Raw genomic sequence first — 18,025 nt, forward strand, 5'->3', positions numbered from 1 at the left:
TTCGATGACCGGATTGCTGCTGGAGCGATTACTCGCCGACGAGACCCACACAGCGCGGCTGGGCGAAGATCTGGCGCTGTCGCTGCGCCCGGGCGACGTGCTCGCCCTCAAGGGCGATCTGGGCGCCGGCAAGTCGACGCTGGCGCGGGCCTTGATCAGGACCCTGGCCGACGATGCCGGCCTCGACGTTCCGAGTCCGACCTTCACATTGGTGCAGAGCTACGACACCCGCATTCCGGTCCATCATTTCGATCTCTACCGCCTGTCCTCGGCGGACGAGCTCGATGAGCTTGGGTTCGACGAAGCCCTGGCGCAGGGTGCTGCTTTGGTCGAATGGCCGGAACGGGCGGAAGCCCATCTGCCGAAAACCACGATCCTGATAGAGCTCGTCCAGCATGGCCACGGCCGGCTGGCGCGATTGTCAGGGCAGGGTGATGCCTTCGATCGGGCGGCACGATCGCTGGCCATGCGCGACTTTCTCGTGAACGCCGGCTGGGGGGAAGCGCAGCGCCGCCATTTCATCGGCGATGCTTCGGCCCGCTCCTACGAGATCGTTTCGCTGCCGGACCAAAAGCCGCGGGTCTTAATGAACTCGCCACGGCTGGTTCTCGGCCCCCCTGTGCGCGACGGCAAGCCCTATGCCGAGATCGCGCATACCGCTCAGTCGGTCTCCGCCTTCGTTGCCATCGACCGCGCCTTGAAGGAAGGCGGCGTCAGCGTTCCGGAAATCCATGCCGAGGACCAGGAGCAAGGTTTCCTGCTTCTCGAACATCTTGGTTCCGAAGGTTTCCTCGGCGGCGATGGCCAGCCGCTGGCCGAGCGTTACGCAGCGGCGGCTGAGCTGCTGGCCATGATGCACGGCAGGGCCTGGCCGCAGCGCCTGGAAACAGGGCAAGGCGGCTTCCACGATGTGCCGCCTTTCGACCGCGACGCCATGATGATCGAAGCCGATTTGCTGGTCAACTGGTACGTGCCGGCGATATCGGGCGGCCCGCCAAGTGACAGCTTGCGCGCCGGTTACCACAGGGAATGGAACGCGCTCCTCGACCGGCTGCAAGGCCGCGAGTACACGCTGATGCTGCGCGACTTCCATTCACCCAACATCATCTGGCGCGGCGACCGTTCAGGGAATGATCGGCTGGGCATTGTCGATTTCCAGGATGCGCTGATCGGCCCTTCGGCCTATGATGTCGCCTCGCTCGCCATGGACGCGCGGGTCACCATCTCGCCCGAGATCGAGAAACAGACGCTGGATGCCTATGTCGCGGCGCGCTACACAGCCGGTGCTTTCGACGAAGCAAGCTTCCTGGAATCCTACGCCATCATGGCGGCGCAGCGAAATTCCAAGATCCTCGGCATCTTCGTCCGTCTCGAAAAACGCGACGGCAAGCCCTACTATCTGAAGCACCTGCCGCGCATCCGCGATTATCTGCGCCGGGCCTTGTCTCATCCGGCGCTGGCAAGCCTGCGCGAGTTCTACGACGCCCACGGTTTGCTGGAGGAGCGAGCGCTGTGACAGCAGGACCCGACACCGCCATCGTACTTGCCGCCGGGCTCGGCAAGCGCATGCGGCCGATTACCGACACCATCCCCAAGCCGCTGGTCAGGATAGCCGGCAAGACGTTGCTCGACTGGAGCCTCGACAGCCTGGCCGCCGCCGGCGTCGGCAAGGCGGTCGTCAACGTCCACTATTTTCCCGAACAGATCGTCGCCCATGTCGCCGCGCGCCGCGCGCCAAACATCGTCATTTCCGACGAGAGCGAACAACTGCTCGATTCCGCCGGCGGCATCGTCAAGGCGTTGCGGGAACTGGGCGATCAGCCCTTCTACATCCTCAACGCCGACACGTTCTGGATCGATGACGGTCCTCTCAATCTCCAGCGCCTCGCCCTTGCATGGGACGCGGCGAAAATGGATATTCTGCTGATGCTGGCGGATCTCCAACAGGCGACCGGACACTGCGGCAGCACCGATTTCCTGGTGGCGCCGGATGGCGGCTTGCGGCGTTCGAAAGGCGACCCGGCGGGGCTGATCTATGCCGGGGCGGCGATCGTCCATCCGCGCCTGTTCGAGGGTGCACCGGCCGGGCCGCACTCGCTCAACGCCTATTTCGATTCCGCCATCGCGGCCGGCCGCCTGTTCGGCATGCCGATGCATGGCCACTGGATCACCGTCGGCACGCCCGATGCCGTACCGCTCGCGGAAGCGGCGGTCGCCGGTGCGCTCATCGAGTCGCAATGAGCGGCTCCAGCCGCGTTTTCTCGATCCCGCCCGGAGCGCCGTTTCTGCCGACGCTTGCCGAGGCGCTGCTTGCCGGCCGTCTTGTCCCGGGGTTTCGATTTGACGGCGACCCGCTCGCTTTGGCCGATGTCACCATCTATGTGCCGACACGCCGTGCTGCGCGCGCTCTGCGGGGTGTCTTCGTCGACAGCCTGGCGGCACGCGGCGGCGGCGGCTCGGCGATCCTGCCGGTCATCCGGCCACTGGGCGAGTTCGACGAGGATGAGGCCGCATTCGAGACGGAGGCATCGGCGGCCATCGATCTCGCGCCGCCGATTTCGGCAACCGAACGCCTGTTGCTGCTGACGCCGCTGGTTCGGGCCTGGAAACGCCGGCTGCCGGCGCATGTCGCCGCCCTTTTCGCCGAGGAGATCGTCATCCCGGCTTCCACCGCCGACGCAATCTGGCTGGCGCGCGATCTCGCCCGGCTGATGGACGAGATCGAGACGGAAGGCACCGACTGGGCCAAGCTCACCGATCTGGTGACCGGCAACCTTGCCGGGTGGTGGCAGGTGACCCTCGAATTCCTCGGCATCGTCACCGAAGCCTGGCCGAAATTCCTCGCGGAAAGCGACCGCTCCAATCCGGCCGCGCATCGCAGTGCGCTGATCCGCGCCGAGGCGGCGCGGCTGCTGCGCAATCTGCCCGCTGGCCCCGTTATCGCCGCGGGCTCGACCGGCTCCATACCCGCCACGGCCGAACTGCTTGCCGCCATCGCCGGCCTGCCCGGCGGCGCCATCGTGCTGCCCGGCCTCGACCGGACGCTGGACGAAGCGTCGTTCCAGGCAATCGCCGCGCCTGGCGCGCGTCCAGCCGTGCTCGGCCACCCGCAATATGGCCTGGCCAGGTTGATCGCCAAGGTCGGCGTGCTGCGCGGCGACGTCGACGAGCTCGGCGTGGCCGAACCGCGTCTGGCGCTCCGCGCCGCTCTTGTCGGCGAAGCGCTGCGGCCGGCCGAGACCACCGAACTCTGGGCCGAGACACGTGCGGGCTTCCCGGCCTCCGATATGGCCGGCGCCTTCGCCGGGGTGACCTTGCTCGAAGCTGCAAGCGAACGTGATGAAGCGGTCGCCATCGCCGTCGCGCTCAAGCGCGCGGTTGAACAGCCCGGCCAAAGGGCGGCTCTCGTCACCGGCGACCGCGCGCTGGCGCGGCGCGTCTCGATCGAGCTCCAGCGCTTCGGCGTCGCCGCCGACGATTCCGGTGGCACGCCGCTCGCCAACACCCCCGCGGCCAGCCTGCTCAGGCTGGCGCTCGAGGCATTATTCAGGCCAGGCGATCCGGTCGGCCTGCTGTCGCTGCTCAAGCATCCGCTGCTTGGCCTTGGCCTCGAACGGGCCGATGTGCGCCACGCGGCGGAACTGGTCGAGCTGGTGGCGCTGCGCGGCGGCACCGGCCGCCCCGACATCGTTTCGCTGCCGGAACTGTTTGAGGCCCGCCTCACCGGCCTGGGCGGCGGCAGCCGGCAGCCCTTCTGGTTTTCCCGGCTGACCGTGCGCTCCATCGAAACCGCCCGGAATTTGCTTGAACGTCTCAAGCAGGCGCTGGCGCCGCTCGCAGCCTTCCGCGGCCGGGACGATGCCGACCTTGCCGCGCTTGTCAGGGCCAGTGTCGCCATCCTCGAAAATCTCGGCCGCACCGTCGATGGCGGCCTTGCCGAACTCTATGCCGGTGACGCCGGCGAGAAGCTTGCCGAACTGCTGCGCGGGCTGGTCGCGGCTTCGGCTTCGCTATCCTTCGCGGCGACCGCGTGGCCCGATATCATGGCGGCGCTGATCGCGCCTGAAACGGTCAAGCCGGCACACGGCACCGACCGGAACATCGCCATCTGGGGCGCGCTGGAAGCGCGCTTGCAGACCGTCGATACGCTGGTCATCGGCGGGCTCAACGAGGGCGTGTGGCCGCGCAAGCCAGAGAGCGACCGCTTCATGTCGCGGCTGATGAAGACCGGCATCGACCTCGAACCGCCGGAACGGCGCATCGGCCTTGCCGCGCATGATTTCCAGATGGCCATGGGGGCTGGGAAGGTCGTGCTGTCCCGCTCGGCGCGTGCCGGCGACGCACCCGCCGTGCCATCACGCTGGCTGCAGCGGCTGTTGACCTTCATCGGCAACGATCAGGCAGCAGAGTTGCGCCGGCGTGGCGACGAACTGCTCGCCTGGGCGCGCGCGCTGGATACAGGCCCAAGGCAGGATTTCGCGCCACGGCCGCAGCCGAAGCCGCCCTTGTCGGTGCGCCCGACGCATTTCTCGGTCACCGAGATCGAGACCCTGCGCCGTGACCCCTACGCCGTCTATGCAAGACGCATCCTCGGCCTGATGCCGCTCGGTCCGGTCATTCGCGATCCTGGTGCGGCCGAGCGCGGCACGCTGTTTCACGCCATCCTGCACCTGTTCTCAGGCAGCGTCGCCGATCCGCGCGCGCCCGATGCGCTTGCCGGCCTTATCGCCGCCGGTCACGCCTGCTTTGCCGAAGCCGCCCTTCCTGCCGATGTCGAGGCGGTGTGGTGGCCACGTTTCGAGAAACTCGCCGCAAACATCATCGAGTGGGAGCGCACGCGCGCCGATGCGGTGACAAGGCGCCATGCCGAGGAGCGCGCCGGAAAGACCGTCGTCGGCCAGTCCGGCGTGACGCTGTCCGGCTACGCCGACCGCGTCGATCTGCTGGCCGGCGGCATGGCCGACATACTGGATTACAAGACGGGGTCCTCGCCGTCCAAGGCGCAGGCGCACACACTGCTTGCGCCGCAACTGGCGTTGGAGGGCGCGCTGCTCAGGCGCGGCGCCTTCAAGGATCTGGGCGCGCGCGAGCCCTCTCAACTGGCCTTCATCAGGCTGAAGCCGAATGGCGAGGTGTTCGAGGAATCCATCCTCGAACACAATCGCCAGCCGCGGACCGCGACCGATCTTGCCGAAGAGGCCTGGGCGCGGCTGGAAAAGCTGTTGATCCACTATGCCGATCCTGCGACGGGTTATCTGTCGCGCGCGCTGCCGTTCCGCGAAGGCGAGACCGATGGCGACTACGACCATCTTGCCCGCGTGCTCGAATGGTCGGCAGGCGGCGATGCCGGTGACGAGGGAGGGGAGGCATGAAAAAGGCCTATCCGATCCCCAGCGACACCGCGACCAGCCAGGCCCGCGCCGCCGATCCCGGCAATTCCGCCTGGGTGTCGGCGAATGCCGGATCCGGCAAGACCCATGTGCTGGCCCAGCGCGTCATCCGGCTGCTGCTGCGCGGCACCGATCCGTCAAAGATACTGTGCCTGACCTATACGCGTGCCGCCGCCGCCAACATGTCGAACCGGGTGTTCTCGACGCTGTCGGAGTGGACGACGCTTGGTGACGCGGACCTTGCGGCAAAGGTCGAGGCGCTGGAGGGCCGCCGGCCCGATCTCGAGACCATGCGCCGGGCGCGGCGCCTGTTTGCTGAGGCGCTTGAAACGCCTGGCGGGCTGAAGATCCAGACCATCCACGCCTTCTGCGAATCGGTGCTGCACCAGTTCCCGCTGGAAGCCAATATCCCGGCCCATTTCGAGATGCTCGACGGCCAGATGGAGGCATCGCTTTTTGCCGCGGCGCGCCGCGAGATGATTTCGGGCACATCCGCCGGTGACAGGGATCTGGCCGAGGCTTTTGCCGCCATTCTCGATCGGGGCGGCGAAGCCGGGCTAGACGCCTTGCTGGGTGAGATCGTGCGCAAGCGCGACGGCTTGCGCAATTTCATCGACGCCGTCGGGCGTGACGGCACGCGCTTCCAGGCCCTGTTCGACGAATTCCATTTCCACCCAGGCCAGACGGCCGAGGGCATAGCCGCTTCGGTATGGCCGTTGCCGGGTTTCCTGCCCGACTATTTTGCCGGCTTCGCCCACGCAGCCGAGGCCACCGACGCCAGATCGGTGCTGAACAACATCTTGCCCTATGCGCGGCAGGCTTTCGCCGAGGGCGATCCCATTCGGCGCCTGCAACTGCTCGCGCGAGCCTTCCTCAAGACGGATGGCGACGCCTACGACCCGGCAAAGGCCTTCAAGAAGGCCCTGGTCGACCGGCTGCCGGATCTGGCGGAGCGCTATCTCTCGGCCGCCAACGCCATCGTCGAAACCACCGACCGGCTGGCCCTGTTCCGGATGCTGGAGGGCACAGCTGCCGCGCTGACCATCGCCGACTGGCTGATCGCCCGCTACGAAATGCTGAAGCGCAGCCGCGGCTTTCTCGATTTCAACGACCTGATCACCCGCACCGTCAACCTGCTGGCGCGACCAGACGCCGGCCCCTGGGTGCAGTACAAGCTCGACCAAGGCATCGACCATATCCTGCTCGACGAGGCGCAGGACACCAGTCCGGACCAATGGGAAGTGGTGAAACGGCTGGCGGAAGAATTCTTTGCCGGCTTTGGCGCGCGCGACAGGGTCCATCGCACGGTCTTCGCCGTCGGCGACGAGAAGCAGTCGATCTATTCGTTCCAGGGTGCCGCCCCGGACTCCTTCGCCGACAGCCGGCTGTTGTTCGCGGGACGAGTGCGCGACGCAAAGGCGTCCTTTGCCGACCTCAAGCTGACCTGGTCGTTCCGCTCGACCGACGATGTTCTGACCGCGGTCGACCGCGTCTTTGCCGACGCGAGCGTGCGGCGCGGCATCAGCCATGATCCCGATCCGCTGCGCCACCAGGCGATCCGCACCGACGCACCGGGCTATGTCGAGGTGTGGCCGTCAGTCGGCGCCGATGTCGTCGATGAGCCCGACGACTGGACGCAAGCCATCGACCATGCGCACGCGCCGGCGGTGCGCGTGGCCGAGAACGTCGCCGCCACCATAGCCGGCTGGATCGGCACCGGTGAGATCATCGAGGGTCGCGGCAAGCGGCTGCGGCCGGGCGATGTCCTGGTGCTGGTGCGCAAGCGCGATCGCTTCGTCCATGCGCTGACCCGCGCACTCAAACGCCGCGACATTCCGGTCGCCGGCGCCGACCGGCTGAGCCTGCCCGGGCACATCGCGGTCAAGGACCTGATTGCGCTCGGTCACCTCCTCATCCAGCCGCAGGACGACCTGTCGCTCGCCGCGGTGCTGCGCAGCCCGATCTTCGATCTGCCGGAAGAGACGCTTTTCACGCTCGCCGCGCAGAGGCCGGCTGGCCTGTCGTTGATCGCATCGCTGCGCCAGCACGCCGGCGAAAGCGAGAGAATGGCGAAGATCGTCGCTCAGGTCGACATCTGGACGAACGAGGCCGCCTTCAAACCGGTGTTCGAGTTTTACGCTTGCCTGCTGGCGCGCGATGGCGTGCGCCGCAAGATGATCGCGCGGCTTGGGCCCGAAGCCGGCGACATTCTCGACGAGTTCCTGAGCTTCTGCCTTGCCGAGGAGCGGACCGGCCTGCCGGGGCTGGAAGCCTTCCTGTCGACGCTGGAAAACGCCGGTCCCGAGATCAAGCGGGAGATGGACCAGACCCGCGACGAGGTCCGGGTCATGACCGTGCACGCTGCCAAGGGGCTGGAAGCGCCGGTCGTGTTCCTGGTCGATGGCGGTTCCGCCCCGTTCAGCGACCAGCATTTGCCGCGCCTGATGCCCTTCGACGGCTCCGGCGCGAACTGGGACGGCAAGGGCTATCTCTGGCGCTCGGCCAGCGACGTCGCCAACGGCTTTTCCAAAGCAGCGGCAGCGCGGGCACGGGAACTCGCCGACGACGAATACCGCCGGCTGCTCTATGTCGGCATGACCCGTGCCGAGGACCGGCTGATCGTCTGCGGCTATCACGGCAAGCGGGCGCCGAACGCCGGCACCTGGCACTCGATCGTCAGCCGCGCGCTGATCGGCGCGCCGGAAAGCGAACAGCGTGCGCATCCCGCCGGCGGCGAGCCGGTGCATCGTTTCCATGTCACCAAGCTGCCGCCGGTCGCACAGGCTTCCAGCGAGCAGGCGCGGCGGACGGATGCTTTCGGACCTTTGCCGGCGACTTTGTTCCGGCCCTTGCCGCCCTTCGAGGATCTGCCGCGTCCGCTGTCGCCATCCGGTGCCTCGGCGCTGATAGACGAAGGCAAGGAAGCTGTGGTCGACAAGACGTCTCCGGTGCTGGACGCCGATGCCGAGCCGGGCTTTGCCGTGCTGCGGGGGCTTGCCCTGCACAAACTGCTGCAGATGTTGCCCGGCATTGCGGAGCCTGACCGCTCGGACGCCGCCGAGCGCTATCTCGCACGAACGGGTGCTGATTGGCCTCCGTCAGAGCGTAAAAAGGCCCTGGCGTCGGTCACGTCAATCCTTGCCGATCCCGGCTTCGGTCAGCTGTTTGCACCGTCGTCGCGCGCCGAGGTCGCGATCATGGGCAGCCTGGAGGTCAAGGGCAAGAAGCGCTCGATTTCCGGCAAGATCGACCGGCTGGCGGTGACATCGGACAGTGTGTCGATCGTCGACTACAAGACCAATCGGCCGGCGCCCGGCTCTCTGGCCGAGGTTACGCCGGCCTATGTCCTGCAGCTCGCGCTCTATCGCGCCTTGCTGCAACCGCTCTATCCCGGCCGCATGGTCAAGGCGGCCTTGCTGTTCACCGAGGCGCCACGGCTGATCGAACTGCCGGCCAGCGCCATGGACGACGCTCTTGCTCGACTCACGCGAGCGTGACACAACACCTGCTTGAAGAAGGGCGCGATCGCCACCACATTTGGTGGTACAAAAACTTTCAAAAGGATTTCCATATGGCAACCGTGAAGGTCGACAAGAGCAACTTCCAGGCTGACGTGCTTGACGCCAGCGTACCGGTCGTCGTCGATTTCTGGGCGGAATGGTGCGGCCCCTGCAAGCAGATCGCTCCGGCGCTCGAAGACATCGCCACCGAACTCGGCGCCAAGGTCAAGATCGCCAAGCTGAACATCGACGAGAATCCCGAGCTTGCCGCCCAGTTCGGCGTGCGCTCGATCCCGACGCTGATGATCTTCAAGGGCGGCGAAATGGCCGACATGAAGGTCGGTGCGGCGCCGAAGACCGCGCTGTCGCACTGGATCAATGGCAACCTCGCCTGACCTATCTGAAATTCCTGATATCAAGCCCGGCCTCGCGCCGGGCTTTTTGTTGGCGTCATTGGTAACAGGCTCTGGCCCTCACATCCGGGCAATCCATGTCTTCTGTTGGCAGCGCAAGCAGGGAGAAATGATATGACCGGATCCGCCAAGGCCACCGTCTTCATCGACAATGAGCGCGTCATCGTCACCGAATACCGCTTCCAGCCCGGCGACAATACTGGCTGGCATCGCCATGGCCATGACTATGTCGTGGTGCCGCTGATGGACGGCAAGGTGAAGCTGGTGACCAAGGATGGCGAGAACTTCGCCGAGATGAAGAAGGGCGCACCCTATTTCCGCAAGGAAGGCGTCGAGCACGACGTGATCAGCGCCAATGAGGGTGAATACGCCTTCATCGAGATCGAGCTGAAGTGATGGCGTGCCATCATCTGCCATCTTGATGGCAGGGGCAGGAAAGGCTATATCTTTTCAAAAGGGAGTTTGAAATGGCCGAACCCCAGCTTTCCGTCCGCAGCGCAAAAGCACGTGATCTTGCGCATCGACTCGCTCGTCGCGAAAACCGCTCAATAGCTGATATCGTCGAACGCGCGCTTGAATCCTATGAGATTCGCGAGGCCGGGCGAGAACCGGCATCCGCCTTCTACTCCCGCCTGACGGCAAGCGTTGGCGTCGACATCGATCTGGAAAAAATCATCCGGGAAAACCGCAAGGTCCATACAGGGCCGGAGCTTTGATTTTCGTCGACACCAATGTGATTTCTGAGAGCCTTGGAAAGGCGCCTGACGCGGCTGTCATGGCTTGGCTGGTTCGCAACGATACCGAACTGGCGCTTCCCACGGTGGCGATTGCCGAAATCGCTTTCGGTATCCAAAAGATACGACCTGACGAGCGTGCCGATCGCCTGGAGCAAGGTCTCTCCCAATGGCGCCATCGCTTTGCCGGTCGCATTTTTGGGCTGACGGAGGAGGCGGCTCTGGCTTATGGCGAGATTATGGGAACGGCGACGCGCAAGGGCCGGGGCATGTCGGCACCCGATGGCATGATTGCAGCGATAGCGCGCGTGAATGGCGGTCGGCTGGCAACGCGTAACCTGAACGACTTCGGCCCGGCCAACCTCGAGCTGATCTCACCTTGGGATTTCTAATGCATGTCGCCCAAAAGTGATCTCTGTTTTGGGAAGACGACATGCATAAAAACAATGGCCTAAAGCGGGTCACCTGAATCCGTTCAGACGCGACACGCGTTAGGGCGTTTCACCGTTTCACGGAAAAGGAGGAATGCTCTACCAATCGGCGATGCGGTCGCCGCCGGCGAACTGTGCGCTTTTGCCGGTGTATTCGAACAGCTCGATCTTCACGCCGTTGGGATCGCGGATCCACGCCTGGAAAGTGTCGTCGCAGGCGTGCTTCTTGGCCGTGACGTCGATGCCCTTCGATTTGATGTGATCGATCGCAGCATCGATGTTTTCCACCTCGAGGCAGAAATGGTTGATCTGGTTCTGCTCGGTGTAGGCCGTGCCGTCCTTCTGGAACACCTCGATGTGGCTGCGCCCGCCGCAATTGAGGTAGAACCCGAAAATGTTGCCGTCGCGCAGGAAATTGAACTGCGTATCCAGGCCCAGCACGTCGCGATAGAAGCTTCGCGTTGCCTCCAGGTCATGCGCGAAGATGCAGACGTGAGCGAGCTGCTTGACCTTGATCATGACGGGTTCCTCGCAACTCCGACCTCAGGTCGGCGGAGTGCCGTTCTCGGCCAGCACCGCGCCGGTCAGATACAACGAACCGCTGATCAGGATGCGTGGCGCCGGGCCGTCCCAGGTGTCGCGCAGCAGCATCAGCGCGCTGGCGACGGAACTCACCGGCTCGGCGGTCAGCCCGGCTTCCGTCGCGCGGATCGCCAGTTCGTCATTAGGCACGCCGGCCTCGCTGAGGCTCACCGGCACCGTGTAGACATGCCGGGCGAGGCCCTTGAAGGCACGGAAATAGCCGCTCTGGTCCTTGGTGTTGATCATGCCCGAGATGAGGAACAGCGGACGCGGGTTCTTCTCTTCCTGCTCGGCCAACGCTTCGGCAACCACCACGCCGGCGCCCGGATTGTGGCCACCGTCGAGCCAGATGTCGGCGCCCTTGGGTGCCAGTTCGGCCAGCCGGCCCTGCATCAGCTTCTGCATGCGGCCGGGCCAGGCGACATTGATCATCGCCTTTTCGGCGGCGCGATGGCTGATCTCGAAACCGGCCGCCTTGACCGCGGCGATCGCCGCCGCCGCATTGGCGAACTGGTGGCGTCCGGGCAGCCTGGGCGGCGGCAGGTCCATCAAGCCGTCTTCGTCCTGGTAGACCATGCGGCCGTTTTCCTCGAAGGCAAGGAAATCCTGGCCGTAGACGAAGGTGGGGCATTCAAGCCGCTCGGCGGTTTCGATCAGCACCTGCAGCGCCGTCTCGCTCTCCTGCGCGCCGATGACCACCGGACAGCCGGGCTTGATGATGCCGGCCTTTTCGGCCGCGATCAGTTCGACACGGTCGCCGAGATAGGCCTCGTGGTCGAGCGACACCGGCATGATCACCGACACGGCGGGCTCCTTGACGACATTGGTCGCGTCGAAGCGGCCGCCGAGCCCGACCTCGATGATGGCGGCGTCGGCCTGGTGTTCGGAAAACAAGAGGAAGGTGACTGCGGTGAGAATCTCGAAGACGGTGATCTTCTCGCCCTCATTAGCCCTGGCGGCACGGGCAATAGCATCGGCGAAAACCCTGTCTTCGACCAGCCTGCCGCCGCCATCGGCGGCCAGCCGGTAACGCTCATGCCAGTTGACCAGATGCGGCGAGGTATGGACATGGACGCGGTAGTCCGCGGCCTCGAGCAGGGCGCGCGAAAAGGCGGCGCACGAGCCTTTGCCGTTGGTGCCGGCGATGTGGATGACCGGGGGCAGCCGATCCTGCGGATTGTCAAGCCGCTCCAGCAGCCGCGAAATGCGGTCGAGCGAAAGGTCGAAGCCTTTCGGATGAAGTGCCATCAGGGCTTCGATTTCGCGGTCGGCGGCAAGCGTCGTCATGGGTAGAATCCTAGCGCATGAGCCTGAAAACCAGAATCGTTTCGGATGGCCATGGCAATCAAAAGCTACAGCGCGCCGAAGCCCTCGTGCAATCGCGGTCGCGGCGCCTCGTGTCGCTTCAGGCTTGCGGCCGAGCTTCCGCGGCGACCGCCGCCGGCGGCAGGATTTCCGGCTCCAGCGGCTTTTGCTCCTCCGGCAGCTTGAGCAGCATCTTGAGCAGCCGCGATATGGTTTCGCGCAGCTCCAGCCGCGACACCACCATGTCGACCATGCCGTGCTCCATCAGATATTCGGAGCGCTGGAAGCCGTCGGGCAATTTCTCGCGGATCGTCTGTTCGATGACGCGCGGTCCGGCAAAGCCGATCAGCGCGCCGGGCTCGGCAATGTGCACGTCGCCCAGCATGGCGTAGGAGGCGGTCACGCCGCCCGTGGTCGGGTTGGTCAAAACGACGATATAGGGCAGGCCGGCTTCCTTCAGCCGGTCGACACCGATCGTTGTCCGCGGCAATTGCATCAGGGACAAAATACCTTCCTGCATGCGGGCGCCGCCGGAAGCGGCGAACAGGATCAGCGGCCGCTTGCGCTGCAGGGCCACTTCGAAGCCATGCACGATGGCGTCGCCGGCAGCCATGCCGAGCGAGCCGCCCATGAAGGCGAAGTCCTGCACCGTGACCACCACCGGCAGACCCTCGACGGTGCCCAGCGCATTGATGATCGCGTCCTCAAGGCCGGTCTTGGCCTTGGCGTCCTTCAACCGGTCGACATAGCGCTTCTCGTCGCGGAATTTCAGCGGATCCTGCATCACCTTGGGGTTGTCCAGGGTCTCGTATTTGCCGCCATCGAAGAAGAATCTCAGCCGCTCCTTGGCCGAAATCTTCATATGATGGCCGGACGAGGGAATGACGAACTGGTTGGATTCCAGGTCCTTGTGGAACACCATCTCGCCGGTCTCCGGATCCTTGATCCAGAGATTCTCGGGCATGTCGGTGCGCCGGCCGAGCATCGAATTGATCTTCGGGCGAACGTAATTGGTGATCCAGTTCATCGCTTCGGCTCCTGTCCTGACGAAGATTTGGCTAAAGACGTAGGGAAACTATTCGGCAGCAGCAAGGCGGGCCGAGCGCACACCTTGCGCAAGGCCGCTGACCAGCGTGGCGACGGCTTCGGCCGGATCGGCGGTCTTTTCGCCCTTCGGTCCCAGCACATTGGCCACCGCATTGACGATCGCGGTGCCGACGACGACGCCGTCGGCATTGGCGCCGATCACCCGGGCCTGCTCGGCGGTCTTGACGCCGAAGCCGACGCAGACCGGCAGGTCGGTGTGGCCCTTGATGCGCTTGACCGCCGCCGCCACCTTGCCGGTGTCAGCCAGCGCCGAGCCGGTGATGCCGGTCATCGAGACGTAATAGACGAAGCCCGACGTGTTCTGCAGCACTTTCGGCAGGCGCTTGTCGTCGGTGGTCGGCGTCGCCAGCCGGATGAAGTTGATGCCGGCCTTGAGCGCCGGAATGCACAGTTCCTCGTCCATCTCGGGCGGCAGGTCAACGACGATCAGCCCGTCGATGCCGCTGGCGATCGCGTCCTTGAGGAAGCGGTCGACGCCATAGATGTAGATCGGATTGTAATAGCCCATCAGCACGATGGGCGTCTCATTGTCGCCAGCACGGAAGTCGGACGCCATCTTCAGCGTCTTGACCAGCGTCTGGCCGCCCTTCAGCGCCCGCAGGCCCGCTGCCTGGATCGCCGGGCCGTCGGCCATCGGATCGGAGAACGGCATGCCGAGCTCGATGATGTCGGCGCCAGCCTTGGGCAGTGCCTTCATGATCGACAAAGAGGTGTCGTAGTCGGGGTCGCCGCCCATGAAATAGGTGACGAGCGCCGGGCGGCCCTCGGTCTTCAGCTTCGCCATGCGGCGGTCGATGCGGGTCACCATGATCAGATCTCCATGCCCAGCATCGAAGCCACCGTGTGCACGTCCTTGTCGCCACGGCCGGACAGGTTGACGATGACGATCTGGTCCTTGTCCATGGCGGGCACGATCTTCACCGCATGCGCAATGGCATGCGCGGATTCCAGCGCCGGGATGATGCCTTCGACGCGCGTCGTCAGCTTGAAGGCCTCCAGCGCTTCGTCGTCGAGGATCGGCACATATTCGACGCGGCCTGAATCACGCAGCCACGAGTGCTCCGGGCCGACACCAGGGTAATCGAGGCCGGCCGAGATCGAATGGCCATCCATGATCTGGCCGTCAGAGTTCTGCAGGAGATAGGTACGGTTGCCGTGCAGCACGCCGGGCGCGCCGGCATTCATCGACGCGCAATGCTCGATGCCGTCGAGACCGCGCCCGCCGGCTTCGATGCCGATGATGCGGACATCCTTGTCGTCGAGGAACGGATGGAACAGGCCGATGGCGTTGGAGCCGCCGCCGACAGCGGCGATGATCGTGTCCGGCAGCCGGCCCTCCTGTTCGAGGATCTGCGCCCGCGCCTCGATGCCGATCACCGACTGGAAATCGCGCACCAGCTCCGGATAGGGATGCGGGCCCGCAGCGGTGCCGATCAAGTAATAGGTGTCCTCGACATTGGTCACCCAGTCGCGCAACGCCTCGTTCATGGCGTCCTTCAGCGTGCCGTGACCGGCGGTCACCGGCCGCACTTCGGCGCCGAGCAGCTTCATGCGGAAGACATTGGGGCTTTGCCGGGCGACGTCGGTGGCGCCCATATAGACGACGCAGGGAAAGCCGAAGCGGGCCGCGACCGTGGCCGACGCCACGCCGTGCTGGCCGGCGCCGGTCTCGGCGATGATGCGCTTCTTGCCCATGCGCTTGGCCAGCAGGATCTGGCCGAGGCAATTGTTGATCTTGTGCGAACCGGTATGGTTCAGATCCTCGCGCTTGAAATAGACCTTTGCGCCGCCGAGATGCTTCGTGAGGCCTTCGGCGAAATAAAGCTTCGACGGCCGTCCGGCATAGTGGGTCGACAGGTCAGTCAGCTCGGCCCTGAAATCCGCATCGTTCTTGACCTCGTTCCAGTGCCGCTCCAGATCGAGGATCAGCGGCATCAACGTTTCGGCAACGAAACGACCGCCGAAAATGCCGAACATGCCCTGTTCGTCGGGTCCGGTGCGGAAGGAATTGGGTGTCGCCGGCTTGTTCATCGCCGATCTCCTGGCTTGTCGTTTACAGCACGCTCAGGCTGCGCGGGTGTTCCGCGCGGCCCTGACGGCCCGGAAAAACTGTTCGATCAGCGCCGGATCCTTGATGCCCGGCGCGCTTTCCACGCCTGAGGAAATGTCTATTCCGGGCGGGTCGGCAAGCCGAAGGGCATCGCCGATATTGGCGGCGTTGAGCCCACCGGAAAGCATGTAATCGACGCTGCCGTCAAGGCCGGCGAGGATGTGCCAGTCGAAGGCCACGCCGTTGCCGCCCGGCAGTTGCGAGCCTTTCGGCGGCTTGGCGTCGAACAGGAACCGGTCGGCTATGCCGATGAACGGCTTTATCCGTTCGAGATCGGCGGCCTCGCTGAGCGGCAGCGCCTTCATCACCGGCAGGCCATAGCGGGCTTTGACCTCGGCGACGCGATCGGGCGTTTCCGCACCATGCAGCTGCAGCATGTCAGGCTGCATTTTGGCAACGATTTCATCAAGGAAGGCGTCGCTGGTATCTACGGTGACGGCAACCGCCATCGCCTTGCCGCGCGCAGTCTCGCGCAGACGGCCAGCCTCGGCAGGTTCGACATAGCGCGGGCTTTTGGCGAAGAAGATAAACCCGACATGGCTGGCGCCGCCGGCCAGCGCCGCGGCCATTGCCCCGTCGGTCTTCAAGCCGCAGATCTTGATGTCGAGTGCCATGGCGCGGGAATTGGCATGAAAAGCGAAAAGAGTCGAGAAAAAGCATGCTGTTTGCCGACACGGCCAAAGGCGCTACCTATGGATGAACAGGACACGGCGGGAGCACGATCATGACCGACAGGACAATTGCCGAACTCAGGCAGAAGGTCGCGCAGGCGCGCGAGGTCATCGCGCACCTGATCGACAAGGCTGCCTTCAACGGCGCCGAAGCGCACCGGGCGCTCGACTATTTCGGCGGCGATGAATTCGACGGCAATTTCCTGCCGTGGCCGCATCATGGCGATGAGGGGTTGCGGCCTGAGGACTTGAACGCCGCAAACGACGACTGAGCGATCTACTCGAACATGATCGCCTGCAGCGCACCGCCATTGCGCTTCAGCCAGTCCTTGCAGCGATCGGTGTCGGGGCAGAGCTTTTCGCACAATTTCCAGAATTTCGGACCATGGTTCATCTCCTTGAGATGCGCCACTTCATGCGCGACGAGATAGTTGATGACCGGCGACGGCGCCATCATGATGCGCCAGGAGAAGGACAGATTGCCTTCGGAGGTGCAGGAGCCCCAGCGGCTCGACGTGTCCTTGAAGCGGACGGCCTTGGCGCGTTTGCCTAACGCCTGGGTGTGCTTGAGCACCAGCTTCTCGATGTCCTTCTTGGCCTCGCGCTTGAGGAAGTCGGCGATGCGGCGCGGTAGGTGTATGCGATCGCCGTGCACGATCAGCAGCGGGCCGCGCTCATCGCTCGACACCGTCACGGTCCCGCGCTTTGATGGCTCATGGACGATGCGGTGCGCCACGCCACGCACCGGGATCCTGATGCCGGGCCGCACCTGCGGCCGCGTCGGCACCTTGGCCAGTCGCTGCTCCAGCCAGTCCTGGTGCCGCTCGAGGAACCTGTCTACCTCGCCGCGGCGCAGGCCTGGCGGCACGGTGATGCGCAGACCCTGGCCGCCTGAATCGATGCGCAGCGTCATTCGGCGCGCCCTGGCGCTCTCGACGATCTTGAGCGGCAGCGTGCGGCCGGCGATGCAATATTCGCGTTCCACGACAGGCGTGGGCTTGGGCTTTGTCAGATTGCGAAAGAAGCCGAGAGTCATGGCGGGACGATACGCGATTCGAGAAAAACGACTAGAACAAAAAAGAAACGGCGCCGCTCGCGCGACGCCGTCGTCATACCTTGGCCTGTCCTACAGCGCCGCGCGTCCTCTGGGACGCGCAAAGGACGCTGTAGCACTTTAAGTTGGCGCATGACCCGAAAACCGGTTCCGGTTTTCGGGGTTATGCGTCGGGCCTCAGTCGTCAAGCAGGTTCGAACCCTTGCCACGCTTGGTGGTCGTCGTTCCGGCGCCCGGATCGGTCTTCGTCGGAGCCGTCGACTTGTTGCGGTTGGCCATGAACCGGTCGAACTCGTCCTGATCCTTGGCGCGGCGCAATTCGCGGGCATACTCGTCGAACTGGGTCAGCATCTCGTCGAGCTTGCGACGCTCTTCGTTCAGGCGCTCCAGTTCCTTTTCGCGCCAGTCGTCGAAAGCGACGTTGCCGGTGCGGGCGGAGCCATTGCCCCAGCGCGCGGCCTTGTCGGAACCGCGGCGGCATCCGGCGAAGATGCCGTCGGTCGCGCGGTTGACGTCACGCTTGAAGCCATCGAGGCGGTCGCCCCAGATGATGTAGGCGAGCATGGCGAAGCCGAGTGGCCAGAACACCATGAAACCCACAACCATCAACGCGATGGTTGCGGGCGTCCAGGCCGGACGGATCAATGCGGATGTGTTCATTTTCTCCCATTCCTTCGGTTGGAGACAGCCAAACCCGGCTGCGTGGAATCGAAATGGGAAGAGAAAAA

Annotated in this window: 17 protein-coding genes; 9 read left to right on the forward strand and 8 right to left on the reverse strand. The window is 64.7% G+C overall.

The window, feature by feature from the left end:
• The first annotated feature begins 4 nt into the window (after positions 1–4).
• The 8 genes from tsaE to NKI66_RS22915 all read left to right on the forward strand — a co-directional run bounded on the left by tsaE (position 5) and on the right by NKI66_RS22915 (position 10,429).
• Positions 5–1,516, forward strand: coding sequence for a tRNA (adenosine(37)-N6)-threonylcarbamoyltransferase complex ATPase subunit type 1 TsaE (gene tsaE, locus NKI66_RS22880; protein ID WP_352753065.1), 1,512 nt, complete (start codon positions 5–7; stop codon positions 1,514–1,516).
• Positions 1,513–2,241, forward strand: a complete 729-nt coding sequence (locus NKI66_RS22885; RefSeq protein WP_352611034.1) for a nucleotidyltransferase family protein — start codon at positions 1,513–1,515, stop codon at positions 2,239–2,241. The genes tsaE and NKI66_RS22885 overlap by 4 nt, the downstream gene beginning before the upstream one ends.
• The gene (gene addB / locus NKI66_RS22890; protein WP_352753067.1) at positions 2,238–5,372 is read left to right on the forward strand and encodes a double-strand break repair protein AddB; all 3,135 of its coding nucleotides are present in this window, start codon (positions 2,238–2,240) and stop codon (positions 5,370–5,372) included. Before NKI66_RS22885 ends, addB begins: the two co-directional genes overlap by 4 nt.
• On the forward strand, positions 5,369–8,887 hold the full coding sequence (gene addA / locus NKI66_RS22895) for a double-strand break repair helicase AddA (RefSeq protein ID WP_352753069.1): 3,519 nt from the start codon (positions 5,369–5,371) through the stop codon (positions 8,885–8,887). Before addB ends, addA begins: the two co-directional genes overlap by 4 nt.
• Positions 8,888–8,961: 74 nt before the next feature.
• The gene (gene trxA, locus NKI66_RS22900; RefSeq protein WP_352440514.1) at positions 8,962–9,285 is read left to right on the forward strand and encodes a thioredoxin; all 324 of its coding nucleotides are present in this window, start codon (positions 8,962–8,964) and stop codon (positions 9,283–9,285) included.
• Positions 9,286–9,417: 132 nt separating this feature from the next.
• A complete protein-coding gene (locus tag NKI66_RS22905) occupies positions 9,418–9,699 on the forward strand; it encodes a cupin domain-containing protein (RefSeq protein ID WP_023810622.1) in 282 nt (93 codons plus the stop codon).
• Positions 9,700–9,770: 71 nt separating this feature from the next.
• Positions 9,771–10,019 carry a plasmid stabilization protein gene (locus NKI66_RS22910; protein WP_352440513.1) on the forward strand — a complete coding sequence of 83 codons (249 nt, stop codon included), beginning with the start codon at positions 9,771–9,773 and terminating at the stop codon, positions 10,017–10,019.
• Positions 10,016–10,429 carry a type II toxin-antitoxin system VapC family toxin gene (locus NKI66_RS22915; protein ID WP_352440512.1) on the forward strand — a complete coding sequence of 138 codons (414 nt, stop codon included), beginning with the start codon at positions 10,016–10,018 and terminating at the stop codon, positions 10,427–10,429. Before NKI66_RS22910 ends, NKI66_RS22915 begins: the two co-directional genes overlap by 4 nt.
• Before the next feature lie 138 nt (positions 10,430–10,567).
• Here the strand turns inward: NKI66_RS22915 and NKI66_RS22920 are convergent, their stop codons facing one another.
• From NKI66_RS22920 to NKI66_RS22945, 6 genes are all read right to left on the reverse strand, one after another.
• A complete protein-coding gene (locus NKI66_RS22920; RefSeq protein ID WP_352753072.1) occupies positions 10,568–10,987 on the reverse strand; it encodes a VOC family protein in 420 nt (139 codons plus the stop codon).
• A gap of 24 nt (positions 10,988–11,011) precedes the next feature.
• Complete coding sequence (locus NKI66_RS22925) at positions 11,012–12,337, reverse strand: bifunctional folylpolyglutamate synthase/dihydrofolate synthase (RefSeq protein WP_352440510.1); 1,326 nt, start codon at positions 12,335–12,337, stop codon at positions 11,012–11,014.
• Between the two features lie 118 nt (positions 12,338–12,455).
• A complete protein-coding gene (accD, locus tag NKI66_RS22930; RefSeq protein WP_023810617.1) occupies positions 12,456–13,382 on the reverse strand; it encodes an acetyl-CoA carboxylase, carboxyltransferase subunit beta in 927 nt (308 codons plus the stop codon).
• 48 nt (positions 13,383–13,430) lie between these two features.
• The gene (gene trpA, locus NKI66_RS22935; protein ID WP_023810616.1) at positions 13,431–14,270 is read right to left on the reverse strand and encodes a tryptophan synthase subunit alpha; all 840 of its coding nucleotides are present in this window, start codon (positions 14,268–14,270) and stop codon (positions 13,431–13,433) included.
• A gap of 2 nt (positions 14,271–14,272) precedes the next feature.
• Complete coding sequence (trpB, locus tag NKI66_RS22940) at positions 14,273–15,493, reverse strand: tryptophan synthase subunit beta (protein ID WP_023810615.1); 1,221 nt, start codon at positions 15,491–15,493, stop codon at positions 14,273–14,275.
• Positions 15,494–15,526: 33 nt separating this feature from the next.
• The gene (locus tag NKI66_RS22945) at positions 15,527–16,186 is read right to left on the reverse strand and encodes a phosphoribosylanthranilate isomerase (RefSeq protein WP_023810614.1); all 660 of its coding nucleotides are present in this window, start codon (positions 16,184–16,186) and stop codon (positions 15,527–15,529) included.
• A gap of 110 nt (positions 16,187–16,296) precedes the next feature.
• On the opposite strand from NKI66_RS22945, the gene NKI66_RS22950 reads away from it, so the two are divergent.
• A complete protein-coding gene (locus NKI66_RS22950) occupies positions 16,297–16,515 on the forward strand; it encodes a hypothetical protein (protein WP_023810613.1) in 219 nt (72 codons plus the stop codon).
• A gap of 5 nt (positions 16,516–16,520) precedes the next feature.
• On the opposite strand, the gene NKI66_RS22955 is transcribed toward NKI66_RS22950, so the two are convergent.
• Together NKI66_RS22955 and NKI66_RS22960 are read right to left on the reverse strand one after the other, a co-directional pair.
• Positions 16,521–17,279, reverse strand: a complete 759-nt coding sequence (locus tag NKI66_RS22955; RefSeq protein WP_023810612.1) for a M48 family metallopeptidase — start codon at positions 17,277–17,279, stop codon at positions 16,521–16,523.
• A 195-nt stretch (positions 17,280–17,474) separates the two neighbouring features.
• A complete protein-coding gene (locus NKI66_RS22960; RefSeq protein WP_023810611.1) occupies positions 17,475–17,957 on the reverse strand; it encodes a DUF2852 domain-containing protein in 483 nt (160 codons plus the stop codon).
• Positions 17,958–18,025 lie beyond the last annotated feature (68 nt).

Origin of the sequence: Mesorhizobium sp. M0518, from assembly GCF_040321125.1 — a bacterium.
GTDB lineage: Bacteria > Pseudomonadota > Alphaproteobacteria > Rhizobiales > Rhizobiaceae > Mesorhizobium.

Coding starts and splice junctions, on each gene's coding strand:
- NKI66_RS22955 (WP_023810612.1), bottom strand. CDS start 17,279: ATGACTCTCGGCTTCTTTCGCAATCTGACAAAGCCCAAGCCCACGCCT.
- NKI66_RS22950 (WP_023810613.1), top strand. CDS start 16,297: ATGACCGACAGGACAATTGCCGAACTCAGGCAGAAGGTCGCGCAGGCG.
- tsaE (WP_352753065.1), top strand. CDS start 5: ATGACCGGATTGCTGCTGGAGCGATTACTCGCCGACGAGACCCACACA.
- NKI66_RS22960 (WP_023810611.1), bottom strand. CDS start 17,957: ATGAACACATCCGCATTGATCCGTCCGGCCTGGACGCCCGCAACCATC.
- accD (WP_023810617.1), bottom strand. CDS start 13,382: ATGAACTGGATCACCAATTACGTTCGCCCGAAGATCAATTCGATGCTC.
- trpA (WP_023810616.1), bottom strand. CDS start 14,270: ATGGTGACCCGCATCGACCGCCGCATGGCGAAGCTGAAGACCGAGGGC.
- NKI66_RS22920 (WP_352753072.1), bottom strand. CDS start 10,987: ATGATCAAGGTCAAGCAGCTCGCTCACGTCTGCATCTTCGCGCATGAC.
- addB (WP_352753067.1), top strand. CDS start 2,238: ATGAGCGGCTCCAGCCGCGTTTTCTCGATCCCGCCCGGAGCGCCGTTT.
- trpB (WP_023810615.1), bottom strand. CDS start 15,493: ATGAACAAGCCGGCGACACCCAATTCCTTCCGCACCGGACCCGACGAA.
- NKI66_RS22925 (WP_352440510.1), bottom strand. CDS start 12,337: ATGACGACGCTTGCCGCCGACCGCGAAATCGAAGCCCTGATGGCACTT.
- NKI66_RS22905 (WP_023810622.1), top strand. CDS start 9,418: ATGACCGGATCCGCCAAGGCCACCGTCTTCATCGACAATGAGCGCGTC.
- trxA (WP_352440514.1), top strand. CDS start 8,962: ATGGCAACCGTGAAGGTCGACAAGAGCAACTTCCAGGCTGACGTGCTT.
- addA (WP_352753069.1), top strand. CDS start 5,369: ATGAAAAAGGCCTATCCGATCCCCAGCGACACCGCGACCAGCCAGGCC.
- NKI66_RS22945 (WP_023810614.1), bottom strand. CDS start 16,186: ATGGCACTCGACATCAAGATCTGCGGCTTGAAGACCGACGGGGCAATG.
- NKI66_RS22910 (WP_352440513.1), top strand. CDS start 9,771: ATGGCCGAACCCCAGCTTTCCGTCCGCAGCGCAAAAGCACGTGATCTT.